The sequence below is a fragment of the Dermatophilaceae bacterium Soc4.6 genome, from assembly GCA_039889245.1.
Lineage (GTDB): Bacteria > Actinomycetota > Actinomycetes > Actinomycetales > Dermatophilaceae > Lapillicoccus.
In genome coordinates this window covers 1,926,382-1,949,073 of record JAZGVH010000002.1, presented here as the reverse complement: position 1 = coordinate 1,949,073, position 22,692 = coordinate 1,926,382, and the positions used below count along the sequence as shown (strand labels likewise).

23 protein-coding genes are annotated in these 22,692 nt (G+C 69.5%); 14 read left to right on the top strand and 9 right to left on the bottom strand.

Annotation, left to right across the window (positions count from 1 at the left end):
* Position 1: 1 nt before the first annotated feature.
* Positions 2 to 973 carry a hypothetical protein gene (locus V3N99_08935; protein MEO3936869.1) on the bottom strand — a complete coding sequence of 324 codons (972 nt, stop codon included), beginning with the start codon at positions 971 to 973 and terminating at the stop codon, positions 2 to 4.
* Positions 964 to 1,398, bottom strand: coding sequence for a metalloregulator ArsR/SmtB family transcription factor (locus V3N99_08930; GenBank protein MEO3936868.1), 435 nt, complete (start codon positions 1,396 to 1,398; stop codon positions 964 to 966). The genes V3N99_08935 and V3N99_08930 overlap by 10 nt, the downstream gene beginning before the upstream one ends.
* A gap of 98 nt (positions 1,399 to 1,496) precedes the next feature.
* Between V3N99_08930 and V3N99_08925 the strand changes: the two genes are divergently transcribed.
* From V3N99_08925 to V3N99_08915, 3 genes are all read left to right on the top strand, one after another.
* The gene (locus V3N99_08925) at positions 1,497 to 1,967 is read left to right on the top strand and encodes a hypothetical protein (GenBank protein ID MEO3936867.1); all 471 of its coding nucleotides are present in this window, start codon (positions 1,497 to 1,499) and stop codon (positions 1,965 to 1,967) included.
* 71 nt (positions 1,968 to 2,038) lie between these two features.
* Positions 2,039 to 2,614, top strand: coding sequence for a DsbA family protein (locus V3N99_08920; protein ID MEO3936866.1), 576 nt, complete (start codon positions 2,039 to 2,041; stop codon positions 2,612 to 2,614).
* Positions 2,611 to 4,014 carry an FAD-dependent oxidoreductase gene (locus V3N99_08915; GenBank protein MEO3936865.1) on the top strand — a complete coding sequence of 468 codons (1,404 nt, stop codon included), beginning with the start codon at positions 2,611 to 2,613 and terminating at the stop codon, positions 4,012 to 4,014. The genes V3N99_08920 and V3N99_08915 overlap by 4 nt, the downstream gene beginning before the upstream one ends.
* A gap of 169 nt (positions 4,015 to 4,183) precedes the next feature.
* On the opposite strand, the gene V3N99_08910 is transcribed toward V3N99_08915, so the two are convergent.
* On the bottom strand, positions 4,184 to 4,609 hold the full coding sequence (locus V3N99_08910; protein MEO3936864.1) for a MerR family DNA-binding protein: 426 nt from the start codon (positions 4,607 to 4,609) through the stop codon (positions 4,184 to 4,186).
* Between the two features lie 143 nt (positions 4,610 to 4,752).
* Between V3N99_08910 and V3N99_08905 the strand changes: the two genes are divergently transcribed.
* From V3N99_08905 to V3N99_08875, 7 genes are all read left to right on the top strand, one after another.
* Positions 4,753 to 5,007, top strand: coding sequence for a cation transporter (locus V3N99_08905; protein ID MEO3936863.1), 255 nt, complete (start codon positions 4,753 to 4,755; stop codon positions 5,005 to 5,007).
* Positions 5,004 to 7,457, top strand: a complete 2,454-nt coding sequence (locus V3N99_08900; protein ID MEO3936862.1) for a cation-translocating P-type ATPase — start codon at positions 5,004 to 5,006, stop codon at positions 7,455 to 7,457. The genes V3N99_08905 and V3N99_08900 overlap by 4 nt, the downstream gene beginning before the upstream one ends.
* Positions 7,458 to 7,550: 93 nt before the next feature.
* Positions 7,551 to 7,631: a hypothetical protein gene (locus V3N99_08895; GenBank protein MEO3936861.1), complete on the top strand. Its 81-nt coding sequence runs from the start codon at positions 7,551 to 7,553 to the stop codon at positions 7,629 to 7,631.
* Between the two features lie 238 nt (positions 7,632 to 7,869).
* The gene (locus V3N99_08890; protein MEO3936860.1) at positions 7,870 to 8,550 is read left to right on the top strand and encodes a VTT domain-containing protein; all 681 of its coding nucleotides are present in this window, start codon (positions 7,870 to 7,872) and stop codon (positions 8,548 to 8,550) included.
* 58 nt (positions 8,551 to 8,608) lie between these two features.
* Entirely contained in the window at positions 8,609 to 9,055 is a 447-nt protein-coding gene (locus V3N99_08885) for a hypothetical protein (protein ID MEO3936859.1), read from the top strand.
* 298 nt (positions 9,056 to 9,353) lie between these two features.
* Positions 9,354 to 9,596 (top strand): hypothetical protein, encoded by a 243-nt coding sequence (locus tag V3N99_08880; GenBank protein ID MEO3936858.1) that lies wholly within the window; start codon positions 9,354 to 9,356, stop codon positions 9,594 to 9,596.
* Positions 9,560 to 9,748 carry a hypothetical protein gene (locus V3N99_08875; protein MEO3936857.1) on the top strand — a complete coding sequence of 63 codons (189 nt, stop codon included), beginning with the start codon at positions 9,560 to 9,562 and terminating at the stop codon, positions 9,746 to 9,748. Before V3N99_08880 ends, V3N99_08875 begins: the two co-directional genes overlap by 37 nt.
* Positions 9,749 to 10,576: 828 nt before the next feature.
* On the opposite strand, the gene V3N99_08870 is transcribed toward V3N99_08875, so the two are convergent.
* Positions 10,577 to 11,929, bottom strand: a complete 1,353-nt coding sequence (locus V3N99_08870; GenBank protein ID MEO3936856.1) for an NAD(P)/FAD-dependent oxidoreductase — start codon at positions 11,927 to 11,929, stop codon at positions 10,577 to 10,579.
* A gap of 305 nt (positions 11,930 to 12,234) precedes the next feature.
* On the opposite strand from V3N99_08870, the gene V3N99_08865 reads away from it, so the two are divergent.
* Entirely contained in the window at positions 12,235 to 13,314 is a 1,080-nt protein-coding gene (locus V3N99_08865) for an IS630 family transposase (GenBank protein MEO3936855.1), read from the top strand.
* Between the two features lie 541 nt (positions 13,315 to 13,855).
* Here the strand turns inward: V3N99_08865 and V3N99_08860 are convergent.
* Together V3N99_08860 and V3N99_08855 are read right to left on the bottom strand one after the other, a co-directional pair.
* Positions 13,856 to 14,980, bottom strand: a complete 1,125-nt coding sequence (locus tag V3N99_08860) for a tyrosine-type recombinase/integrase (GenBank protein ID MEO3936854.1) — start codon at positions 14,978 to 14,980, stop codon at positions 13,856 to 13,858.
* Positions 14,968 to 15,168, bottom strand: coding sequence for an excisionase family DNA-binding protein (locus V3N99_08855; GenBank protein ID MEO3936853.1), 201 nt, complete (start codon positions 15,166 to 15,168; stop codon positions 14,968 to 14,970). Before V3N99_08855 ends, V3N99_08860 begins: the two co-directional genes overlap by 13 nt.
* Before the next feature lie 397 nt (positions 15,169 to 15,565).
* Between V3N99_08855 and V3N99_08850 the strand changes: the two genes are divergently transcribed.
* A complete protein-coding gene (locus V3N99_08850) occupies positions 15,566 to 15,889 on the top strand; it encodes a DUF309 domain-containing protein (protein ID MEO3936852.1) in 324 nt (107 codons plus the stop codon).
* Positions 15,890 to 16,097: 208 nt separating this feature from the next.
* Here V3N99_08850 and V3N99_08845 read toward each other — a convergent pair whose 3' ends face one another.
* The 3 genes from V3N99_08845 to V3N99_08835 form a co-directional block, all read right to left on the bottom strand.
* A complete protein-coding gene (locus V3N99_08845) occupies positions 16,098 to 17,003 on the bottom strand; it encodes a hypothetical protein (protein ID MEO3936851.1) in 906 nt (301 codons plus the stop codon).
* A gap of 271 nt (positions 17,004 to 17,274) precedes the next feature.
* The gene (locus V3N99_08840) at positions 17,275 to 18,489 is read right to left on the bottom strand and encodes a GNAT family N-acetyltransferase (GenBank protein ID MEO3936850.1); all 1,215 of its coding nucleotides are present in this window, start codon (positions 18,487 to 18,489) and stop codon (positions 17,275 to 17,277) included.
* Positions 18,490 to 18,641: 152 nt separating this feature from the next.
* The gene (locus V3N99_08835) at positions 18,642 to 19,808 is read right to left on the bottom strand and encodes a GNAT family N-acetyltransferase (GenBank protein ID MEO3936849.1); all 1,167 of its coding nucleotides are present in this window, start codon (positions 19,806 to 19,808) and stop codon (positions 18,642 to 18,644) included.
* Between the two features lie 215 nt (positions 19,809 to 20,023).
* Between V3N99_08835 and istA the strand changes: the two genes are divergently transcribed.
* Positions 20,024 to 21,619, top strand: coding sequence for an IS21 family transposase (istA, locus tag V3N99_08830; protein ID MEO3936848.1), 1,596 nt, complete (start codon positions 20,024 to 20,026; stop codon positions 21,617 to 21,619).
* Entirely contained in the window at positions 21,616 to 22,491 is an 876-nt protein-coding gene (gene istB, locus V3N99_08825) for an IS21-like element helper ATPase IstB (protein ID MEO3936847.1), read from the top strand. The genes istA and istB overlap by 4 nt, the downstream gene beginning before the upstream one ends.
* Positions 22,492 to 22,692: the final 201 nt, after the last annotated feature.

Here is a 22,692-nt window from a genome sequence, read left to right as displayed (position 1 = left end):
TTCACTGTCCTGTCGGTGTGGGGTAGGTGCATGGGGTGGTCTGTTCGCCCGAGGTGCGGGTCGGTTGTGCGGCGAACCGGGCGTGGGTGGTGCCGTAGAGGAGGACGAGCACGCCGTAGCCGGCCAGTGGGGCCGCGGCGGCCGGGCCGTAGGCGGTGGTGGCGATGCCGGCGGCGATGGCGAAGTCACGCATCCCGACCGGGAGCGCGAGGGCCACCTTCTCGGGGCGGGGCCGGCCGACGCCGAGCAGCGACCCGAGTGCGATCGAACCGGTCAGGAACAACGCCAGGACGCCGGTGGCCTGCGCGTAGGCCGCGGTGAGCTGGATCTGGCCGGAGACCTGCCACAGCAGGGTCAGCAGGGCCATGACTCCGAGCAGGCGGGCGATGGCGAGTGGTGCCGGCCGGTCGCCGAGCAGGGTGCGGAGCAGGCTGCCGGCGAGCAGCGGCAGAGCGACGATGAGCAGCAGTTGGACGAGCAGGCCGGCCAGGTTGAAGCTCGCCGCGGGCCCCAGCAGGCTCAACACCGCTCCGGCGCTGAGCACCGCCAGCAGGACCGATCCGGCGACGATCATCACGGTGACCGCGGCCCGGCCGCCGGCGATCGCCACCAGGGCCACCGAGGCGACCTCGGCGGGTGCCACTCCGGCGGCCAGCACGCCGTGGCGCAGCACCGGGTTGGGCAGCAGCAGGCCGACCGTCCAGGCCAGCACCGGCAACACGGCGGCGGCGACCAGCACGCTCGCGGTGATGCGCGGTAGCGCAGGGCGCAGGCCCCGCCACGCCGCGGGGGCCAGGGTGACCCCGGTGCTCAGCACCAGGACCACCAGCGCGGTGGTGATGCCCCCGTGGGCGCCGGCGCTCACCGCTGGCGTCGAGAACGTGAGCCCGAGGAGCGCGGCGGCGACCACCCCGGCCAGCAGCCACCGCTCCACCAGGTCGGCGAGCGCCGGGAGCCGCCCGCTCAGCAGCACCCGGACCCCGTGTTCGCACCGGTGGCGGGCTCACCGGAGGGTGTGCAGGCCAGGCAGGACAGCAGTCCCTCCAGGCTGCTGGCCGCGTGCACCTGGACCGCGTCCAGCAGCTCGACGATCTGGGGTCCCTGGAGGCGGTAGATCGAGCGGCGGCCCTCGCGACGTACCGCGGTGTAGCCGCAGTCGGTCAGGCAGCGCAGGTGCACCGAGACTCGCGGCTGGCTCACCGGCAGCTCCTGGGTCAGCTCGCCCACCGTCATCTCCTCGTGGGCACGCAGCAGGCCCAGGATCTGCAGCCGCACCGGGTCCGCCAGCGCGGAGGCAGTCTTGGCCAGCACCAGCAGCCGTACGTCGGCGGCGAGGCCGTCCAGCGTCACCGCGCCCGCCCCGACCGTGCCAGCGGCGACGCCGCCGGTGTGTCTCATCGTCACAGTCATCGGAGCGCTCCCTCGGTTGCATTCATTTGGCTAAGCGAATATGGTATCAAACCATTCGCCCAACCGAATGATAGAGGAGAGTTTCCATGACGGACACCCAGACGCACCTGACCAGCACCCAGTCCCGGAGCCATCGCGTCGTCGTGGGTGCTGGCTGGGGGGTGGTGGCCACCCTGGCGATGAGCGTGCTGATGATCGCCGGGGTCGCGACCGGGATCTCCCCGATGCCCAAGCCGATCCCGGAGGCCCTGGTCGCCCACACCCTGGGCTCGATGCCCAAGCCGGCCCTGATCGGGCTCGCGGTATTGGCGCACCTCGGCTACGGAGCGACGGCCGGTGCCGTCCTCGCCTTGGTGCTGCGCCGGGTCACCGTGGCCACGGCCATCGGGTACGCCGTGGTGTTGTGGGCGCTGATGGGCCTGGTCTGGCTGCCCTACCTGGGCTGGGGCCCGTTCGGGACTGCGGTCACCGCCAAGATCGCTGCGGCGACCCTCCTGCTGCACCTGGTCTACGGCACCACCCTGGGCCTGCTGCTCGACCGAGGACGCGCCCGCTGACCCTCCGGATGGGAGGCGAGGACTGAATGACCCACTTGGTGTGAACTAATTGAAGTGAGATGAGGACGATCGTGAACGATGTTGAGGTGTTCTTCGACTACACCTGCGGGTTCTCCAACCGGGCCCGGCACTGGCTCGACGCCGTGGACGGTGTGCGGGTGGTGTGGCGGCCGTTCTCGCTGCTCGAGCAGAACCGGGCCGGGGACGGACCGCCGGTCTTCAGCCAGCGCGCGTTGGGCGAGAACGTGTCGCTGATCGCGCTCGCGGTCCATCTGGCGGTCGGTGCCGATGACGGGGACGTCGATCAGTACCGTCGGCGGATGTTTGACGCCTGGCACGAGGAGACCGGCCGGCTCTCGACCGAAGACATCGTGGGGTTCGGTCGCAATGCCGGGCTGGGCGACTTCGACCACGACCGGGCGTTCGAGGCACTGGCCGGGGAGCACGCCGCGGCCAAGCGGCTGGGTGTGTTCGGCACCCCGAGCCTGGTGCTCGATGAGGACCACACGGTGTTCGTCAAGCTCGACAGCGTCCCGAGCGCGGACCGGCGGTGGCCGCTGTGGGACCAGGTACACCAGCTCGCCTCGGGTGCGCCGGACCTGCGGGAGTGGCACCGGGTGCTCCCCGAGCCCAAGGCCGCCAGATGAGACAGCGGCTGGTCGTGGTCGGCGGGGACGCGGCGGGGATGAGCGCGGCCTCGGCGGCCCGCCGGGAACGCGACCCGGATGACCTCGAGATCGTCGCGTTCGAGCGTGGAAGCTACACCTCCTACTCGGCCTGCGGCATCCCCTACTTCATCGGCAACCAAGTCGGTGAGCTGGACGCCTTGATCGCCCGCACGCCGCAGCAGTTCGCCCACGACCACGCGATCGACGCCCGGGTCCGTCACGAGGTGATGGCCATCGACCTGGACCGGCGCGCAGTCCTGGCCCGCGACCTCACCACCGGTGGTGAGACCTGGGAGGCCTTCGACCAGCTGATGATCGCCACCGGCGCGGTGCCGATCCGTCCGCCGCTGCCCGGGATCGACGCCGGGGGGATCTTCGGGGTGCAGACCCTCGATGACGGGCTGGCCGTTCGTGCCGCGCTCGAGGCCGAACCTCCCCGCAGCGCGGTCGTGGTCGGCGCCGGATACATCGGCCTGGAACTGGCCGAAGCCCTGTGCGCGCGGGGGATCCCCGTCACCGTCATCCAGCGGGGCCGCACCCCGATGGACACCCTGGACCCCGACATGGGCGGCCTGTTGGTCGAGGCGATGCGGCGGTTCACGATGACGCTGCGGCTCGAGGAGACCGTGACCGGCTTCGAGACCGACACCGGCCGCGTCCGCGCGGTGGTGACCGACCAGGGCACCGTCCGCGCCGACCTGGTCATCCTCGGCCTAGGGGTGCGCCCCCACACCGCGCTCGCCGCGTCCGCCGGCATCCCGCTGGGTCCCACCGGCGCCATCGCGGTCGACCAGCGGATGCGGACCCGGGCGCCCGGAGTGTGGGCTGCGGGGGACTGCGTGGAGAAGTTCCACCGGGTCTCGCGCCGGCCGGTCACGATCGCGCTGGGCACGCATGCCAACAAAGAAGGCCGCACCGCGGGGATCAACCTCGGCGGCGGATACGCGACCTTCCCCGGCGTGCTGGGCACGGCGGTGACCAAGATCTGCAACGTCGAGGTCGGCCGTACCGGCCTGGGAGAGGCCGACGCCGAGGCCGCCGGGTTCGAGGCCGTCAGCGTCTCGGTCGACTCGACCACCCGAGCCGGGTACTACCCGGGCGCCAAACCGATCCGCACCAAGCTCGTCGCGGAGCGGGGCACCGGGCGGCTGCTGGGCGCCCAGATCGTCGGCGAGGAGGGCGCCGCCAAACGCATCGACGTCCTGGCCACGGCACTGTGGCACGAGACGACCGTCGCCGAGCTGCTCAACCTCGACCTGTCCTACGCCCCACCGTTCTCCCCAGTCTGGGACCCCGTCCTGATCGCCGCCCGCAAAGCCACCCAGGCCGTCGAAGCCGACCGGGAGACCAACGAGGGCTCGACCCGCCCCACCCGCTGAGGACGAGTCACCATTCACTGGCGGCTCGGCACGGTCCTCGACCCAGCAGATGCCGGCTGCGACGACTCTCACTCCTCCAATCGAAGCCGCCATACAGCTCGGCTCGGGAGAGCGTGAGCGGTTCAGCCTCTCCCGACGCGGGCGGGCGCCCGCGCGGAACCCCTTGGGGTCAGCGAGCGGGTGAGGTGGACGCGGATTCGATGATCTGGCACACGACGGCGGCGTTGCCGTCTCGCCGGGCGGTGGCCGCCGCGCGACGTGCGTTGCGCAGGGATGCGCGCAGCTTGCGGAGGTCGGCGAGCTTGCGGTCGAGGTCGGCCAGGTGGGTGTCGAGCATCGCGGTGACTCGTTGGCACGGCTGCTCGCCGCCTCGTTGGAGATCAAGGATGTCCTTGATCTCGTCCAGTCCCAGGTCCAGGGTCTTGGCGCGTCGGATGAAGACCAGGACCGCGATGTCGTCGGGGGTGAACAGGCGGTACCCGGCCTCGGTCCGGTCGGCTTGCGTGAGCAGTCCCTTGCGTTCGTAGAGACGGATCGCTTTGGCGCTGAGCCCTGTCTGGTCGGCAGCGCCTCCGACGGTCACGAGTTGCATCATCGTCCTCCTCGTGCGTGATCACGCATCGGTTTGACCTTACCCCGGGGGCAAGGTTCTACGGTAGTCGTGTTCACGTTGGACGAGGCTTTTCCAGGAGGCGAACACCGATGACCGACAGTAATCCGCAGGCCCTGAGACTGCAGGTGCAGGGCATGAGCTGTGCCGGCTGTGAGCAGCGGATCGGTACCGCGCTGCGTCGTCTGGACGGGGTTGCGGAGGCCACTGCGGACCATCTGACGGGTGAGGTGAGGCTGCGCTTCGACTCCGCCAGCACGGACCGCGGGGCGGTGGTCGATCGGATCGTCCTGGCCGGCTACACCGTCGAGACCGACACAAACACGAAGATCGACACCGACACGAACCTCGATACCGAGCCGGTCGAGCGGGGGGAGGGATGACGGCCGCCGCGGAGGCCGCCGAGGACTTGTGGGCGTCCGAGCCCAGTGGCACCGAGGGCCAGGCGCGGATCCGGGCCCGGATCGCGGGTCTGCACTGCTCGCTGTGCACCGGCACCATCGAGAAGGCATTGGGCCGCATGCCGGGGGTGCAGCAGGTCGCGGTCAGTCTGACCCACGAGCAGGCGTTGATCGACTACGAGACGGCCGTGATCACCCCCGAGGAGATCCTGGGCACGCTGCGTGACATCGGCTACGACCTCTACGACCCGCGCAAGCTGCGTCCGTTCGAGGATGAGGAAGCCGACCTGGTCCGCGAGGGCGTGCGGCTGCTGGGTGCGGTCACCGCGAGCCTCGCCGCGATCGCGTTGATCCTCTCGGTCTCCGGGCTCTGGTCGTTGCTGGTGCCGGCGTCGGTCGTCGCGCTGATGGTGCCGGTCTCCTACGCCGTGCTCCGACCCGCCGGGCGCCGAAAGGCCCTGCTTGGCTCGCTGGCTGTCCTTAGCCCGGCGGCGTTGCTCTACACCGGTCGAGCGGCAGCGCCGATCGGGGATCCCGCGGCTGGATGGTTGACCGGTGTGCTCGCGCTAATGGTGGTCTTCGGGGTCGCGCCGCACATCTTGCGGATGGCCTACCAGGCCGCCCGACGCGGGATCCTCAACCAGAATGTTCTGCTCGAGGTGGGTGCGTTCTCCGGTATCGCCGGGGGAGTGATCGGCCTGTCCGGCGTCTTCCGCGGCTATCCGACCGCGTCGTTCTTCGCGGTCACCGTGCTGGTGGCGAACTACCACATCTTCTCCGAGTGGCTCTCGCTGCTGGTCAAGACCCGCTCGAGCCAGTCGGTGAAGAAGCTGTTGGACCTCCAGCCCGACACCGCTCGCGTCGTCCATGACGGCGCCGAGCGCGACGTCGCGATCGCGCAGGTCGCGGCGCGGGACCTGGTGCGGGTCCGCCCGGGCGAGCGGATCCCGGTCGACGGACAGGTCCGCGAGGGCTTCTCGGTTGTGGACGTCTCACTGGTGACCGGGGAGCCGGTGCCGAGCGAGGTCGGCCCCGGTGACGAGGTGGTGGGCGGGTCGATCAACGGTGCCGGCAGTCTGCTGGTCACCGCGACCAGAGTCGGCACCGAGAGCTTCCTGGCCCAGGTCGTGCGCCACGTGGAGGACGCCCGGGCCCTCAAGCCCGGCATCTTGCACCTCGTGGACCGGGTCCTGCGGGTTTACACCCCGGCCGTCCTGGTCGTCTCGGGACTGGCGTTGGTCGGCTGGTTGGTCGGCAGCTGGGCGCTGACCGGGCAGCCGGACGTACGCCGGGGTGTGTTCGCCGCGCTCGGGGTGCTGGTCATGGGCTACCCGTGCGCGATCGGGATCGCCGCACCGCTCGCGATCGTCCGGGCCGCTGGGGAGGCCGCCGACCGGGGCATCATCATGCGCACCGGGGAGGCGTTCCAGACCTTCGGCCAGGTCAGGACCATCCTGCTCGACAAGACCGGGACCCTGACCGAAGGGCGTCCCGACGTCCGGGCGATCGAGGCCCTCGACCACGAGGAGGACCTGTTGCGGTTCGCGGCCGCTGCGGAGTGGTCCTCCGAGCACCCCCTGGCCCGCGCCGTCGTTGCCTTCGCAGACAACCACGGACTGAGCCTTCCCCCGGCCCAAGACTTCACCTCACTCACCGGGCTCGGCGTGACCGCACGGATCGAAGGCCGCGACATCCTGGTCGGCAGACCGCAGCTTCTCACCGACCGCGGTGTCGACCTCGCACCGCTCACCGAATCCATCGGCCGACTCGAACAGGCCGGGCACACCGTGATCGCCATCGCGGCCGACCTGGCCCCGGTCGGGGTGATCGCGCTTGGCGACCAGCTGCGCACGGACGCCGTCGAGGCCCTCGCCCAGCTGAAGGGTGCCGGGCTCACCCCGGTCCTGGTCACCGGCGACAACCCCCGCACGGCCGCGATCATCGCCGCCCAGCTGGGAATCGACGACGTCCGGGCCGGGGTGCTCCCCGAGGACAAGGCCGCCATCGTGCGGGAGTTCCAGACCGGGGGCGCCCGCGTGGCCATGGTCGGGGACGGCATCAACGACGCCCCAGCCCTGATGCAGGCCGGCGTCGGCGTGGCGATGGGCGGCGGCACCGACATCGCCGTGGAGTCCGCCGACGTCATCATCGTGCGCGACGCCCACGGTGCTCTCGCCGCCCGGGACCTGTCGCGCTTCGCCTACCGGCGTACCCGCCACAACGTCGCCCTGGCGTTCACCTTCAACGGCATCGGCATCCCGCTGGCGACTACGGGAATCGTCCAACCGGTCTGGGCGATGATCGCGATGGCTGCCTCAGTGACCGCCATCTTCGCCAACTCGATCGGCGCCCGTCCCTCCCTGCTGTTCGACGCGATCGGCAGCGTCGCCCGCCGCACCAGCGAGGCCACCCCCGGGCACCAGCCCTCCTGATGTCCCCTTCCTCTCCATGGAGTCCCATGACCTCCTCCTTCCACCCCCTCGACTACACCGACCTGAGCGCCGCGTTCCGAGGCGCCGGGCCTCGTGCTGCTGGACTTCTGGCTGGCCTCGTGCGCGCCGTGCCGAGCACTGGAGCCTCGGCTGGCGCAGATCGCGCGCCGGTGACGTCGACGTGCAGTCCATCCCCTGTGATCCTGCCTCGCGACGGCCGCGAGGTGGCCCGCCTCGACGGACCGATCCCGGGTCACGAGGTTTGGCAGCCGCTGGATGCGCACCGGCCACGCACCTGCCCACGGTCCCCCCAGTGAGGCAGCAGTCCCGCCACGGAGCAGGATCCAGGTCAGCGCGTCAGGCGCAGTTGCGCGATGCCGAACCACCGCGCCCCTCGGCCCGATTGGCATGGGTGCGCCCGCTCACCCTGGTCGCGATCCTCGTCACCGCGGGAGTGACCGCCATCATCTGGGGTCTGCCGGACGCGCAGGAGGTTCGTGCACGCATCGACGGGGCCGGCCCGGCCGCGCCCGCCCTGTTCGTGCTGCTCTACACACTGGTGACCCTACTGCCACTGCCCAAGAACGTCTTCGCCGCACTCGCCGGCGTGCTGTTCGGGCTGCTGCTCGGAGTCGTGGTGGTCCTGGTGGCGGCACTCCTCGGGGCGGCGGCAGCGTTCGCCCTGAGCAGGGCGCTGGGGCGGGACGCCGTAGAACGGATCACCGGCACTCGGGTCGCTCGCGTCGACGCGTTGCTGAACCGGCGGGGGACACCCGCGGTCATCGCGGTGCGACTGGTCCCCATCCTGCCGTTCACCGTCGTCAACTACGCCGCCGGACTGACGTCGGTCCGGACCAGGGACTACGCCATCGGCACGGTGGTGGGCATCGTTCCGGGTACGGCCGCCTTCGTGGCGCTCGGCACCTTCGGAACCGCACCGGGCTCGTGGCCGTTCCTGACCTCGGCCGCCGTCCTGGTCGTCCTCACCGCTGGCGGCCTCCTCGCCGCCCGAAGATCTTGCCGACGCCACAGCTGTTCCGCCGAGCAGGTATGCCGCCAAGGTTCGAGTCTTCACCCTAGGACAAGGTCGTAGTTTGATGACGCACTTCACCGCCCGTCGTACGAGCCGACCACGAAAGAGGCCCCGCACCATGGGGCCCGCTCCGAGCGATCGCGATGACATCACGCCTGGGGTCGCGTCCCGATCCGCCGGGGTGCTCGGGATCGGGGGAACCCTGGCCTGCACGGTGGCGATGACGCTGCCCGCGATCGGTGTGGGCGCCGCGGGAGGGATGGCCGCCATGTCGGGGTCGACCGCGCCCACCCAAGGCGGCTTCCTGGGCTTCCTCTTGGAGCACGGCCCGGTCATCCTTCTCGTATCGGTCGCGCTGGTCACGATCGGGCTCGCGCTGCGCCGCCCATGGGCCGCCGCGCCTTCCCTTGCCGCCGGAGGCGTCCTCTACTGGGGCATGTACGCCCAGCCCGACTACGTCGTCATGTACGTGAGCCTCGCACTCGGCTTCACCGCGTGGGCGGCCCTCTACCGATGGACCCTCTCTGGCCAGCGAAAAGCATTGCAGCTCCCGCTCGGCAGGTGACGGACCGCAGTCGACCGTACGGGTAGCGTGCAGCACCGTAGCGGTCATGAACCGCTGGCCCAGGATTTCAGAATGATGCAGGGGGTCTGCTGCACGATCGAGTGCCATGCGGATATGCCCTCCCGTACGCAGCGGGACTTGCACGGGAGCGTTCGGTTCACCGAGATTGTCCGTTTATTGTGCGCCATCTCTCACCCAGCGGTTGACCACCGCAGACCGATGAGCGGTGAGTCTGAGTGGGTGCTCGGTTTCGGGTGGAGACGTGTGAACTGCTTCATCGGGTCGCTCGCTGTTGGGCATGAGCGCCAACTACGTCGGGCTTCCCGCGGTGATGTTCACCCGACCCCAGCTCGCCTCCGCTGGACCCACCGATCAGCAGGCCCTGGACGCCGGGTACGACTGCGACTGGCGCACCTTGGACCTCCCTGACGTTCCCCGGGCCCTGGTCAACTCCGCGACACCCTCGGCGCCGTCAAGCTCGTCGCTGAAGGGAACACCGGGCGGCTGCTTGGGCTCCACGCCGCCGCCGCCGGTGAGCTGATGCTCGCGGCCACCTACGCCATCAAGACCGGTATGACCGTGCACGACATGGCCGCGACCTGGGCCCGGTACCTGACGATGAGCGAGAGCCTGCGCCTGGCCGCCAAGCTCTTCGAACCCGGTGAGCAGCTCCCCACCTCCTGCTGCGCCTGAACCACGTACCGTTCCCGAGGGCCCCACACACGCAGGTGCCGGGAACAGGCGAACACACCGCGGTAACAAGGTCCGAACTCATCGACGGCCCTGCGCTCCCCGGGCAGGCGAATCTCGGGACGTGGCTTCGTGTACCCGAGGCTCCACGCCGCGGCAGACTGAGCCAAGGGCGGCACCGGCGCCGCACCGGTCGTCCGGCCTGGACACGCACCGGGACCACATGCATCGCGCCGGCGATCCCGCGGCCCCAGACACTCAGCTGAGGCAGTGTCGGGGGAACGGATGGTCGTGGTCGGCGGGGGATGCTGCCGGTATGAGTGCTTCCAGTCAGGCGCCCGAACGGCGCCTGCTGATGATCTGCACATCGTGGCGTTCGAGAGGGGGCGGCCCACCTCGTACTCGGCATGTTGGAATCCCCGACTGGATCAGCGGAACGGTCGCCCACAGGACGCTCTGATCTCGCGGAGCGCCACCCAGTCCCGGCGTGAACGGGATCGACGTGCGGACCCGCACCGAGGTGGTGGGGATTGACCTGTGCGCCCGGACCGTGAGGGGCCGCGACCTCGAGGAGCGACAAGCTCTTGTCGCTGGAGCGGTCCTACGCCCCGCCGTTCGCCACCGTGTGGGACCCGGTCCTCATCGCTGCCCGCAAGGCGTTCGACGCGGTCGAGGCCGACAGCGAGGTCTGAGCAAGCCGGAGCCGGGGCCCCGGCAACATCGCCCACATTTGTGGCACACCTCGGGGTCGCGATCACCGCAGCCGAACCCCACCGCAGGTAGGGGCTGGCAGCTGCGGCCAGGCCGGGGCAGCCACCTCCGTCGTACCTCTCAGAGCATGGAGCCCAGGTCGGACCCGACCGTGGGGTAGGCGGCGGTTGCCGACTTGAGCTGGCGGGCGGTGAGGCCGAGCTTGATGGCTAGGCCGAGGGTGTTGACCAGCTCGCCGTACTCGGGTCCAAGGAGGTGCGCGCCGACGATCTGGTCGTTCGACTTGTCGATGAGGATCTTCGCGGCGGCGGTGGTCTCGCCGATCCGGTAGTTGGAGTACCAGCCGCTGGTGTCGGAGTAGCGGACGGCCACGTCGATCCCGGCCGCGCGGGCTTCGGACTCGAGCAGACCGACGCGTGCGAGCTCGGGAATGGTGAAGACCGCGGTGGGGATGCCCGCGTAGTCGGGGGTCGTGGTGGTGCCCTTGATCATGTTGGAGGCGGCGACCTTGCCTTCGGAGACCGCGACCGGGGTCAGTGGCATCCCGGCGGTGTCGGCGGAGTCCCCGGCAGCCCACAGGGCCGGGTTCGTCGTGCTCTGCAGGTGGTCGGCGACCGTGATGCCGCGCTCGCCCCACTCGACGCCGGCGGCGTCGAGACCCAACGCTGCGAGGTCCGCGACCCGTCCCGCGCCGTGGACGACGAGGTCGGTCTCGATAGTCTCCTTGACGCCGGCGTGCTCGAGGGTGACTTGGTAGCCACCCTCAGATGGGTGCACGTCGACGATGCTGGTGGTGCGGCGCAGCTCGACGCCGACCTGATGGCCTCGCTCGACCAGGAGCTCGACGAGGTCGGGGTCGAAGCTCTTCAGCGGGCGCTCCCCGTGGTCGACGATGACCGGCGAGCTGCCGGCCCGGGCGGAGATGTGGGCGAACTCGAAGGAGATGAAACCGCCTCCGACGAACAGGATCCGGGAAGGCAGGGTTTCGAGATCCAGGAAGTCGGTGCTGTCGATGAGGTGCTCGTGGCCTGGGAACTCCAGGGGGCGGGGTCGGGCGCCCGTGGCAACCAGGAAGCGGTCGGCCTCGTAGGCCGCGCCTTCGATCTCCAGCTGACGAGGACCGGTGAACGTGGCGTGCCCGTGCAGCGTCTCGACACCGTTGCCAGCAAGGCTTTCCTCCATCTGCTGAGGGACAGGGTCGGTGAAGCCGTGCTTGTGCTTCATCAGGTCCGCCCAGTTGATCCTCAACCCTGCGTCGTCGATGCCCTTGTCGCGCATCAGGCGGGCGCTGTCGATGATCTCGGCCCCCCGGCGAAGGATCTTCTTCGGATCGCAACCCCGCAACGCGCAGGTGCCGCCGTAGGGCAGGGAGTCGACGATGGCCACCTTCCATCCCTGGGCAGCGCACTTGTTCGCGGCCGCGACACCGGCCATGCCGGCGCCGATGACAATCAGGTCGAAGTGCTGGCTCATAGGTTGTTGCTCCTCATGGTGACGTCGGTTGTGTTCTCAGCGGACTGGAGGGCGCTGCATCCACGGGTGTGGGTAGTACCGGGCACTGGCAGGAAAACAGGTCGCCGTCATGAGGCCCACCGTGCCCAGCCGACGCGCAACGACCGTTAAGCCATTCGTCCGCGACCTTCCAGTTCGGGCAGGACTCGAAGGAGAGCGCGTGATCTCCATGGCCGCTACGCTAAACCATGATCTGCGGTGCAAGGTCAAGTCCTAGTGTCGCGTGTCGTTGAAGACTTTCTGGTCTCGGGTTGAGATAATGGCTCATGTCGCGTGTGGAGCCGTTGGTGTTGCGGGCCGGGGACGAGAAGGTCCTGAGGGGTTGGCTGCGGTCCTCGAGCGTGTCGGCGGGGTTGGCGCAGCGGGCGCGGATCCTGGTGCTGGCGGCCGAGGGTCACAGCAACGCAGAGATCAGTCGACGGGTCGGGGTGAGCCTGCCGACGGTGCGGTTGTGGCGGAACCGTTACACCGCAGGCGGGTTGGAGCAGCTGCAGGACCTGCCCCGGCCGGGACGTCAGCGGGTGCACGACGAGCATACGATCATCGCGGCGACGTTGGAGCCGCCACCGGAGAAGCTCGGGGTGACGCACTGGTCGGCCCGGCTGTTGGGCGACCACCTCGGCGTCAGCTTCGCGACGGTCGCGCGGATCTGGCGGCGGTGGGGGCTGAAGCCGTGGAAGGCCGAGACGTTCAAGTTCTCCACCGACCCCGAGCTCGAGGCGAAGATCCGCGACGTCGTGGGGCTGTACCTGAACCCGCCGGAGAAGGCCGTCGTCGTGTGCATCGACGAGAAGACCCAGATCCAAGCATTGGACCGGACCGCGCCGATCCTGCCGCTGCGCCCCGGGATCCCGGAGAAGCAGACGCACGACTACAAGCGCAACGGGACCACGACGTTGTTCGCGGCGCTCGAGGTCGCGACCGGGCTGGTGACTGACCAATGCTTCCAGCAGCACACCAACGTCGAGTTCCTCACCTTTCTCAAGCAGGTCTCCAAGGCCTACCCCCGAGTCCAGCTGCACGTCGTGTGCGACAACTACGCCACCCACAAGCACCCCAACGTCAAGGCCTGGCTGGACAAGAACAAGCTGGTGCACCTGCACTTCACCCCCACGTCCGGGTCCTGGCTGAACATGGTCGAGATCTTCTTCGGGATCATCACCCGCCAAGCGATCCGCCGCGGCACGTTCCACTCCGTCGCCGACCTCGAAGCGGCGATCGCCAGCTACATCGACGGCTGGAACGAACGCGCCCACCCCTTCACCTGGACCAAGAACGCCGACGAGATCATCGCCCACGCCAAGCCCTCACCCCACCCGAGGAAGTCCTACGGCACGCGACACTAGGTCCGGACGTCTTCCTCATGAGCACCTTGGGGCGGTCCGCTGCGAATAACACGCCAGGCGATGCAGGCGACGACGACGAGAAGCAAGGTCCAGAGCAGGGCGAGCAACCATTGTTGGCGGCGGATCGCTCCAACGAGGCTGAGGAGGGCTCCCAGGGTGAACACGCTTCCGAAAACGGCGTTAACGCATCCACGCATCTGCCGGGCCGTGCTCGCGCTCAACCACACGACAACCAAGACACCGATACAAGCCGCTGTCGCCAACGCAACGCCGATGTCGCCATTCCCCCAGTGCACGTGGCTCATGAGATCAGGGCCACGCGCGAATGTCCAGCACTGCTATCAATTGCAGATGTCAACCGAGTCCGTCGGGCGGGTGCCCCAATCAACGAGAGTCTGTGACCTGCGGGTTTGCTGGTGGCCAGGGGCGGGGTCGAACCGCCGACCTTCCGATTTTCAGGAAGAGCAATCCGCGCAGGTCAGGCGCCATTTAGAGGGGCTCGTGCAACATCTCGTGCAACATCTCGACGTGCGGGCAGGCCTCAGAACGACTTGGGAAGCCGGGTCGGGTCGCCGCCCTCGGCGAGCTGGGAGAGGGCCTCGGCGATGTGGGCGTCCCGGCCCTCGACGGCGTGCATGTACCGCTGCGCGGCCGCGGTGGAGGAGTGGCCGAGCCGGGTCTTGAGGTCGACCAGGCTCGCCCCGGTCGCGGCGGCCAGGCTCTGGCCGGTGTGCCGCAGGTCGTGGAACGCGAGGGTGACTCCGACCTCGCGGCGGGCGCGGACGAACGCCTGGTAGATCGCGTTCCCCCGCACCTGCCGGCCGTGGCGGTCGGCGAGGAAGGACTCCTCGCCCGCGAACGAACGCGCGTGTTCGCGCAGGAGGGGGAGGATGTGCGGGGGGATCGTCACGGTGCGCTTACCGGCCGCGCTCTTGGGGTCCTTCTCGAACCTGCGCGGGGTCTCGAGGAGCTCGACGTAGTTCCTGCGCACGGTGACCCGGTGACGCTCGAGGTCGACGTCGGTCATCCGCAGCGCGCAGAGCTCGCCGCGGCGCAGGCCGCACCACGCCGCGAGCGCGACAGCCGCGCGGTACCTCGGGGTCGTTGCGTCGATGAGCGCCGCGACCTCGGCCGGGGTGGCGATCCCGCGCTCGGGTGCGCGCTGGGTGCCGGCGCCCGGGATCTGGCAGGGGTTACGCGGGATCGCGCCGTCCTGGACCGCGACGTTGAGCACGGACCGGATGAAGCGGTACGACTGGCTGATCGACGTCCGGCCCCCCGACCCACGCAGCGCCTTCGCGTGCCAGGCCCGCACCACCGGCGGGGTGATGGCGACGACCGGCAGGTCCAGCATCTCGGCGAGGTGGAGCCGCATGTTGCGGCGGCAGGTCTCCGCCCAACGTTCGCCGACGCGGGGATTCTCCTCGAGGTAGCTCTCGCAGCACTCCCGCAGCGTCCGGCGCCCCAGACGAGCATCGGGCAGCCAGTGCCCCCGCTCGATCTCCTGCTGCATGCGGTCGAGGTAGCGGGCGGCGTCGGCCGCCGTCCGGAAGGTCTCGGGAGCGGACTCTCGCTTCCCGTCCGGTGTCTGGAAGCTCGCCTGGTACCGCCCGGAAGGAAGCTTCCGGATCGATCCGAACCGGCGCCGGACCATCACTGTCGCCACCGATGATCCAGCTCGATCGGGTCGACTGTGCCGTCTGCGATGTATGCCGAGAGCTCGGACTCGGGAATCCGAACGTGGCGGCCTACGCGGACAAACCTGATCCGCCGCTCGGCGATCAGACGCCGTGGGAACCTCACGGTGGTCCCCAGGATCTCGGCGGCGGCGTCGACGGTGAGAAGTCGCTCCACGCTGGCCCCTTTCGTAGCGTAGCGAGGGCGGCTCGTGGCGGGCCCAGGAGATCACTGACCAGACACCACTTGCCCAGGACCCGGTCGACGGGATCGCTGGGTCACCATTCGACGGGACTGGAGACCCTGGCCGAGGCGGTCGCAAGCGCCTGCACCTTTGGCCGCATAGGGCAGGCATGCGAAGAGCCGCTCGCGCCCCTGACCGCTGTCAGGGTGGTTGGCAGGCGGCGAAGAGCCGCAAGGGTAGAGACCCGGTCTCGGTCTCCACTTCTTCTGGGAGGCTGATGACGTGACGGGAGCAGAGCGGGATCGGGACATTGAGGGTCGTGCTCGTCAGGCGAGGCCTCGCGACGCGTTGGGCCGGCCATTGCCCTATGGCGCGGTGGGTGTCGAGCCGGTGTCGGAGGAACCGCTGCCGCCGCACGAGGCGCTCAACAAGGCGAGAGAGCTCATCGCAGTCGGCCGCCCCTTCGCGGCCCACGAGGTCCTCGAGGCACGGTGGAAGGCGGGACCGGCCGAGGAGGGGGATCTGTGGCAGGGACTGGCGCAGGTCTGCGTGGCTCTCACCCACGCTGCCCGCGGGAACCTGGTCGGGGCGGAGCGGCTGTTCGAGCGGGCCGGGGACACGTTGACCGCGTTTGCGTCGACGGGCGGCGAGGCTTACGGCGTCGACGTGACGGAAGCTGCGCGGCAGGCGCGAGACCACGAGGGCAAGTTTTAGGCTCACGGTTCCTGCCTCGGCCGGCTTCGTCAGTCATCCACCGTGGAGCCCATTGCGGCGCAGAGACGGCAGGTGGCGGTAGGGGATGGCTGCACACGCGGCGATGTGGGACGGCCGCACTCGCGGTGGTAGGACGCAGGTTTCCGCCCCGGGTCGAGGCGGAACCGGCATGATCGTTCGATGACGGTGGGGGCCCGCCTAGGACCTTTCAGCCCGCGGCCCGCTTGAGGATGTCGGGCGGGAACGCGCCGGCCTCGATGCAGCGGGTCGACCACTGCTCGAGCTGTGCACACACCTCGTTGACTCTGTCACCCAGCGCATCCACGATCGAGTGCTCCTGCGCGTCGGTGTCGGCCTCGATCGAGGCTCGCAGCGCCCGCCCGCTCTCGGTGAGCTGTCCGCCGTTGATGCAGCCGCGTGCTGTTAGCGCATCGATGGCCGCGTGCATGGCCTCGGGTGACCAGCCGCGGGTGGCGGTGTAGGACAACAGCGGCATGCCAACCCACAGCTCGGTGAGGACGTTCATCTCGACCGGGCCGAGGCAGGCGCGGTTAACGGCCGCAACATGGCTGTCGCCCCGGTGCTCGCGCACCAGGTCGCAGGCCCACCACAACCGGTGCACCGGGTCGCTGGGTCGACCACGCTGGAGCAGGCCGCTGAACAAAGGCCGGCCGGCGCCTTCGGCGCTCTCTACGGCTGCCGCCAGCAGGTCGGCCTCCCTGGAGGGGTCATCGATACCCAACGCGGCGCGTAGGCTCGCGACGGTTGCCTCCTCGCGGATCGAGACCAACTCGGCGTGGGGCAGGGCGGCGGCTGCCGCGTCATACAGCGTCGCGACCAGGGCTGGCTCGAACCACGCGAAGGCGCTGGCAACCACAGCGCCGTTCGGTTGGCCCAACGATGTCGCGCGTCCACCGACGTAGCTGCTCATGAAGTCGAGTCCGTGCGCGGCCAGCGCGGCGTTGGTGCCGGCGCTCCACACGGCGTGCATGGCCACCGGCTCGCACGCGTCGCGCAACCGCCGGGCTGGGCCGCCCCCAGCGACGACTTCAGGGACGGGGGTGCCTGCCGGCCGCGGGAGGAAAGCCGTGGCAATGACGTCGCTGTAGTCCATGTCGCACTGTCTCAGAGTGGCGTCGGCCCTGCCACCACACTGACCATGTCAGAAGTGCCAGACGTTGATCATGGCCAATCAGCGCCACAGCCCTATCCGCGTATCGGGCCCGATAGGCGGCGAAAGGACGCGACTCCGTCTCTCGCGCATCATTACCGGGTTAGAGCCCATGGCCGGTGTGTGACAGCACTGAGGTCGAGTGGTCCGACTAAGCTCGAGATTCGGCGTAACCGCTCCAGTCTCGATCTGCCCCGGTCAGCGAGCTCAGTCTTCAGAAGATCTCGGGGCACGTTGAGGTGGGCGACCAGGACCAGGCGAGCGAAGCGGCGGCGAGGGCGCCCGGAGTGTGCTCGTGGACGCGCCCCGCCAGGGCGAGATCTGCCAGCTGTGTGGCGCCGAGGTGAGCCGCGCCGAGGTCAGAGATATCAAGTGACAGATCGGCGTCGTCACAGGTGGGCCTGGCCACGCCGGGTTCCCCCGCCGCGTTCACGCTCACGCGCCACCGCCCAGCGTTGGCGGGAAGCACGGCGTCGGTGACCTCGAGGACCAGGTCGATGGGGGCCGCGAAGGCCCGTTGTGCGAGGGCGCGGGGGAGGTCGACGAGTCGGACCCAGAGGGCGTCGTCGATGGTGGCGTGCAGGTGGCGCACGTCGAGGAGCAGGTGCGCCAGCGGATCGGGGAGGGGCCGGTGAGCCGACAGGGTCCGCATCAGGTCGAGTCCGAGCAGGTGGCGCCACAGCTGTGCGTGCGTCGCCGGGTCTGCTGCGCTGATCTCTTGGACCTCCACCTCGCCACCCGGCGTGTCGGGGGACTGCCCGGGACGGATCCGGTAGGCGATGTAGCCGACCGGTCCCTCGGGACCCAGGGCGACCACGACCTGCGGCTCGCCGTCCTCGAGGCGCATCAGGAAGTTCCAGCGGCTCTGCGAGCGCGACAGCCCACCCGGCCTCGAGCCGACGATCTTCTCGTGGATGACAGCGAGGTGTGGCAGCGCATCGCCGACGGACAGGTGTCTCAACCGCGCAGAGGACGACGACGCGAGTGCCTCTGCCCGCGGCGAGAACCTTACCTGTGCCAGGTCGAGCGTGATGCGCGAGCGCCACGTCGCGAGCCCGTACCCGAAGCGCTGGTAGAGGGCGGGGTCGGTGGTCCACAGGGCAGCAACGGCCTCTCCACCGTTCACGAGCCCCTCCAGCTGATGACGCATCATGGATGACATCACGCCGCGCCTGCGGTGAGTGGGCTCGACAGCCACCAGGTACACGCCGGCGACGGGTACAAGAGCTCCTCCCGGCATGGTCATCGTCAGTGAGTAGGCACTGGTCGTCCCCACGATCTCGTCCGAGTCGGTGTTGAGGGCCACGACGGTGCGTTCCAGCTCGATGGCGCGATCGGCGAACACCGCGTCCGTGGTCTCGGTGCGCGCTCCCCACCCGAAAGCACGCCAGAACATGTCCAAGGCGGGTCCACGATCCCCAGGGGCCATCGGCCGTAGGGAATAGGACGACGCGGCCCCTGAGGACATGCATTCCTTTCTGACAGAACTGTGCAGCGAATATCGGCAAGAAGTTGACCGGTGAAGGCGGGCTCGACCAGCTCCGCTGAATCAGCAACACGCGTATCCGGAGGTGAGGTGCGTTAGGGTTCGATGCAGTAGCGGACCTGGGTGTCCTGGATGACGAACCCGGCACGCTCGGCGAATCCGAACCCTCCGCTCGTGCTGTCGGCGGTGACCCGGAGGCTGGCGCGTCCGAAACCCTGGTCCTGGGCGACGCGAAGGGTGTGGGAGATCAAGGCATGAGCGATGCCGCGCTTGCGGTAGGCGGGCCGCGTGCCGATGACCCCGAAGTATGCGTCGCGGATGCCGGTCGCCGCCGTCTCCGCCTCCCAGCAGACGGTTAGCACCAGCCCCGCCGCCGTCCCGGTCCGGTCGTCACGGAGCAGGAAGCTCAGCTCCGGCCGGAAGTTCGCGTTCACGGTCCACGTCTTCCATTCCTCGGCACTGAGTCGGGCCGAGCCGTCGGTCTGGAAGGCGTCGTTACGAACCGCGCGGAACTCCTCGTCGGTCTCGGCCGACCAGCCCTCGAGCCGCAGGCCGTCGGGAATCGGGGCGACCGGAGTGGCGGCGCCCAGCGGATGCCGCATGTGGAGGTTTATTTCCGTCGCCGTCATCCCCGCCGCACGGTACAGGGCGACTGCCCCGTGAACGTGCTCGCCGTAGAGGGACTCCACGACCAGCTGGCACGTGGGGTGGTGCTGCGCGTGCAGCGTCTGCGCGGTCTCCAGCCCGTGGCGGAGCAGTGTCGTCCCGAGTCCCTGACGACGATGGGTGGGGTCGACCGCGCCCGCAGCCTGCATCCGGTGGACGCCCTCGGCTGCCGGGGTGTCGTGGACCGCCGAGAAGCCGAGCATCACCAGGCCGTCGAACACCGCCAGGGTGGACGTCGCGAGGTCGACGGTCGGCGCGGCCAGCTCGTCGGCCGCGTCCTGCACGGTGTAGCGCCCCCAGACGTGGTCCTCCGCGTCGATCGCGTTGAGGAGGTCAGCCATTGCTGCGTCGTCGGACGCAGCCAGAGGCCGCCATGTGAGGTTCTGCGATTCGGTCACCATGATCGCCACCATACGGAGCCCGCCGAGGGCTGTCATCACGATTTCGGGCTCGGCGCGGCAGGAGCCGGTTAGACCAACCTGTACGTCGTTGGGGCATCCTGCCAGACGTGGCGGGACAGGGCTTCCGGCCAGGGTCTCGAGAATCGACGCCCTGAAGATGGCGCGATGGCGCGACCAACCCTCCTTGATCCACACAACGATGAACCCAGGTTCACCCGACTGGCAGCGGCCACGAGAAACTGCCCGGAGGCGGCCATATAACTGCCCGGTAGCGGCCACGAAATGTGCCCACTGACGGTCACGGGATCTGCCCGACACGAGTTCGCTGGCCTCACCACGTCCGGTGGTTGAGGCCCCTCCTGGGGTGCGGTGGCGGTGCTGATGCGCCGACCGCCCCCAGGAGGGACACCATGAAGTCTGCCGAGGAGATCATGAACATGTTAGAAGCATTCGACTTGACGGGGTCGTTGCGGGACGCCGGGGAGCTGTCCGGGGTCTCGCACCACACCGTCGGCAGGTACGTCGCCGCCCGCGAAGCGGGGGCCCTGTCCGACCGTCCCGCCGCGAGACCGCAGCTGATCGACGAGTTCCTTCCCAAGATCGAGGAGTGGATCGAGCGCTCGAGGGGGAAGCTTCGGGCGGACCGCGCCCACGAGAAACTGGTCGCGCTCGGGTACACCGGGTCCGAGCGCACGACCCGGCGCGCGGTCGCCGCCGTGAAGAAGGACTACCGCCTCGGCCGGATCAGAGTCCACCGCCCCTGGGTCACCGAGCCCGGGATGTGGCTCCAGTACGACTTCGGCGACGGCCCCGTCATCGACGGCAGCAAGACCACGTTGTTCATCGCGTGGCTGGCGTGGTCGAGGTTCCGGGTGGTCCTGCCGATCCGGGACAAGACCATGCCATCGGTGATGGCCGCGCTCGACGTCACCCTGCGCCGCCTCGGTGGCGCCCCGACGTACGTGTTGACCGACAACGAGAAGACCGTCACCACCGAGCAAGTCGCCGGGGTGCCGGTGCGCAACCCGGGGATCGTCGCCTTCGCTCGGCACTACGGTCTCACCATTCACACCTGCGTCCCGGCTGACCCGGCGTCGAAGGGTGGGTCGGAGTCGTCGGTGAAGATCGCCAAGGCCGACCTGGTCCCCAAGGACACGAACCTGCGCGAGGAGTACACCTCGTTCGCGCAGCTCGAGACCGCGTGCGAGGAGTTCTGTGACCACGTCAACACGAGGGTCCACCGAGTCACCCGCCGCGTCCCGGTCGAAATGCTTGCCGAGGAACACACCCGCCTCCACCCGATCCCCGCCGTCCCGCACACCGTCGCCTTCGGGGTCACCCGGACCGTCCCGCCGAGCACCCCGATGGTCTCGTTCGAGGGCGGGCAGTACTCCGTCCCGGCCCGGCTGCTCGGTCAGACCGTGTGGGTCCGCGTCCACGGGCAAGGCGCCGACGAGGTGATCGTGCTCGTGCACGTCGGCCCGACCGGGCCGCTCGAGGTCGCCCGGCACGCCCGGGCCACCCCGGGCAGCCCCGAGATCAACGACGACCACTTCCCCCACGCCCCCGTGGGGGCGCTGGAACGGAAACCGTTGGCCCGTAACACTGCTGAGGTCGAGTTCCTCACCATCGGTGACGGCGCCCGACTGTGGCTCAGCGAGGCCGCGGCCGCGGGGACGACGAAGATCCGGGTCAAGATGGCCCAAGCGGTGACGCTCGCGAAGCTGTTCGACACCAAGGACGTCGACTGGGCGCTCGGGCACGCCGCGGTCCACGCCCGGTTCGCCGAGGCCGACCTCGCGTCCATCCTCGACCACCATCAGCACACCGGCAGCAGCACGCGGAACGCCGCGGTCAACCGTGCCGGGGAAGACGGCTCCCTGACCCAGGGCACCGCCAGCTGGGCCGCCCTCGGCGCCACGCCGCCGACCCCGAAGACCTCGACGACGGCGGACAGTGACCTTGCCGTCACGCTCGACAACGGCCGACCGGAGGTGACCTCGTGAGCCCGGGGACGAAGACGACCGCAGCCCCGGCCCTGGGTGTCCCGGCCCCACCGCCGCTGCCCGACGACCTCGAGGCGCTGCTGCGGCGGTTACGCCTGCCGCACATCCGGCGCCACGCCCCTGAAGTCGTCGCGACCGCGAAGGCCCAACGGTGGGAACCCGTCGAGGTCCTGCGGGCCCTGCTCGGCGAGGAAGCCGCCGGCCGGGAACGGTCCGCCCTCGCGACCCGCCGCAGCACCGCCGGGTTCCCCACGGGCAAAACGTTCGACGCGTGGGACCCGCAGGCCTCCTCGATCCCCGCCCCGACCCAACACGCCCTGCGGACCCTGGAGTGGGTCCACCGCCGCGAGAACCTCGTCGTGTGCGGCCCCTCGGGCACCGGCAAGACGTTCCTGCTCGAGGCCCTCGGGCAGCAGGCCGTGGAGCAGGGGCTGAAGGTCGCCTGGTTCACCCTCGAGGACCTCGGGATCCTGCTGCGACGGCACCGCGCCGACGACACCGTCACCCGCGCCATCGCCCGCGTCCTCCGGGCGGATCTCGTCGTGGTCGATGACATTGGCCTGCTCCCCGTCGCTCACGACGCCGCCGAGGGCCTGTACCGCCTCGTTGATGCCGCGTACGAGAAGCGGTCCATCGCGATCAGCTCCAACCTTCACCCTGCCTCCTTCGACGAGCTGATGCCCAAGACCCTCGCGACCGCGACCGTCGACCGGCTCCTGCACCACGCCCACATCTGTCAGACCACCGGCGACAGCGTCCGACTGACCCAAGCCCTCGCCGGCCAGGGGGTGAACCCCTTGACCTGCCCCCCCCTGAGCCGAGGTGGCCAGCACTGGGCAGATCCCATGGCCACCACCGGGCACTTCTCGTGACCGTCACCGGGCAGGTCTCACGACCGCCTCTGGGCAGATCTCAATGGCCCTTGACACCCGACCAATTCAGCCGTGTCCCTTAACAAGCAGCACCTCTACATCACCCAGTGGGGCCCACGCCATAACTGTCCGGTAGCCGAGCTTCGATCGAGACCCGCGGCGGCAACAACTGGCCGCTTGGTCGCTGGCAGGCCAAGCCGT

Excerpts from the sequence above, each read along its gene's own strand:
- V3N99_08915 (MEO3936865.1), top strand. The coding sequence starts at position 2,611 with ATGAGACAGCGGCTGGTCGTGGTCGGCGGGGACGCGGCGGGGATGAGC.
- istA (MEO3936848.1), top strand. The coding sequence starts at position 20,024 with ATGAAGTCTGCCGAGGAGATCATGAACATGTTAGAAGCATTCGACTTG.
- V3N99_08910 (MEO3936864.1), bottom strand. The coding sequence starts at position 4,609 with ATGATGCAACTCGTGACCGTCGGAGGCGCTGCCGACCAGACAGGGCTC.
- V3N99_08930 (MEO3936868.1), bottom strand. The coding sequence starts at position 1,398 with ATGAGACACACCGGCGGCGTCGCCGCTGGCACGGTCGGGGCGGGCGCG.
- V3N99_08885 (MEO3936859.1), top strand. The coding sequence starts at position 8,609 with ATGGGGCCCGCTCCGAGCGATCGCGATGACATCACGCCTGGGGTCGCG.
- V3N99_08865 (MEO3936855.1), top strand. The coding sequence starts at position 12,235 with ATGTCGCGTGTGGAGCCGTTGGTGTTGCGGGCCGGGGACGAGAAGGTC.
- V3N99_08900 (MEO3936862.1), top strand. The coding sequence starts at position 5,004 with ATGACGGCCGCCGCGGAGGCCGCCGAGGACTTGTGGGCGTCCGAGCCC.
- V3N99_08840 (MEO3936850.1), bottom strand. The coding sequence starts at position 18,489 with ATGGCCCCTGGGGATCGTGGACCCGCCTTGGACATGTTCTGGCGTGCT.
- V3N99_08870 (MEO3936856.1), bottom strand. The coding sequence starts at position 11,929 with ATGAGCCAGCACTTCGACCTGATTGTCATCGGCGCCGGCATGGCCGGT.
- V3N99_08925 (MEO3936867.1), top strand. The coding sequence starts at position 1,497 with ATGACGGACACCCAGACGCACCTGACCAGCACCCAGTCCCGGAGCCAT.
- V3N99_08880 (MEO3936858.1), top strand. The coding sequence starts at position 9,354 with ATGAGCGCCAACTACGTCGGGCTTCCCGCGGTGATGTTCACCCGACCC.
- V3N99_08845 (MEO3936851.1), bottom strand. The coding sequence starts at position 17,003 with ATGGACTACAGCGACGTCATTGCCACGGCTTTCCTCCCGCGGCCGGCA.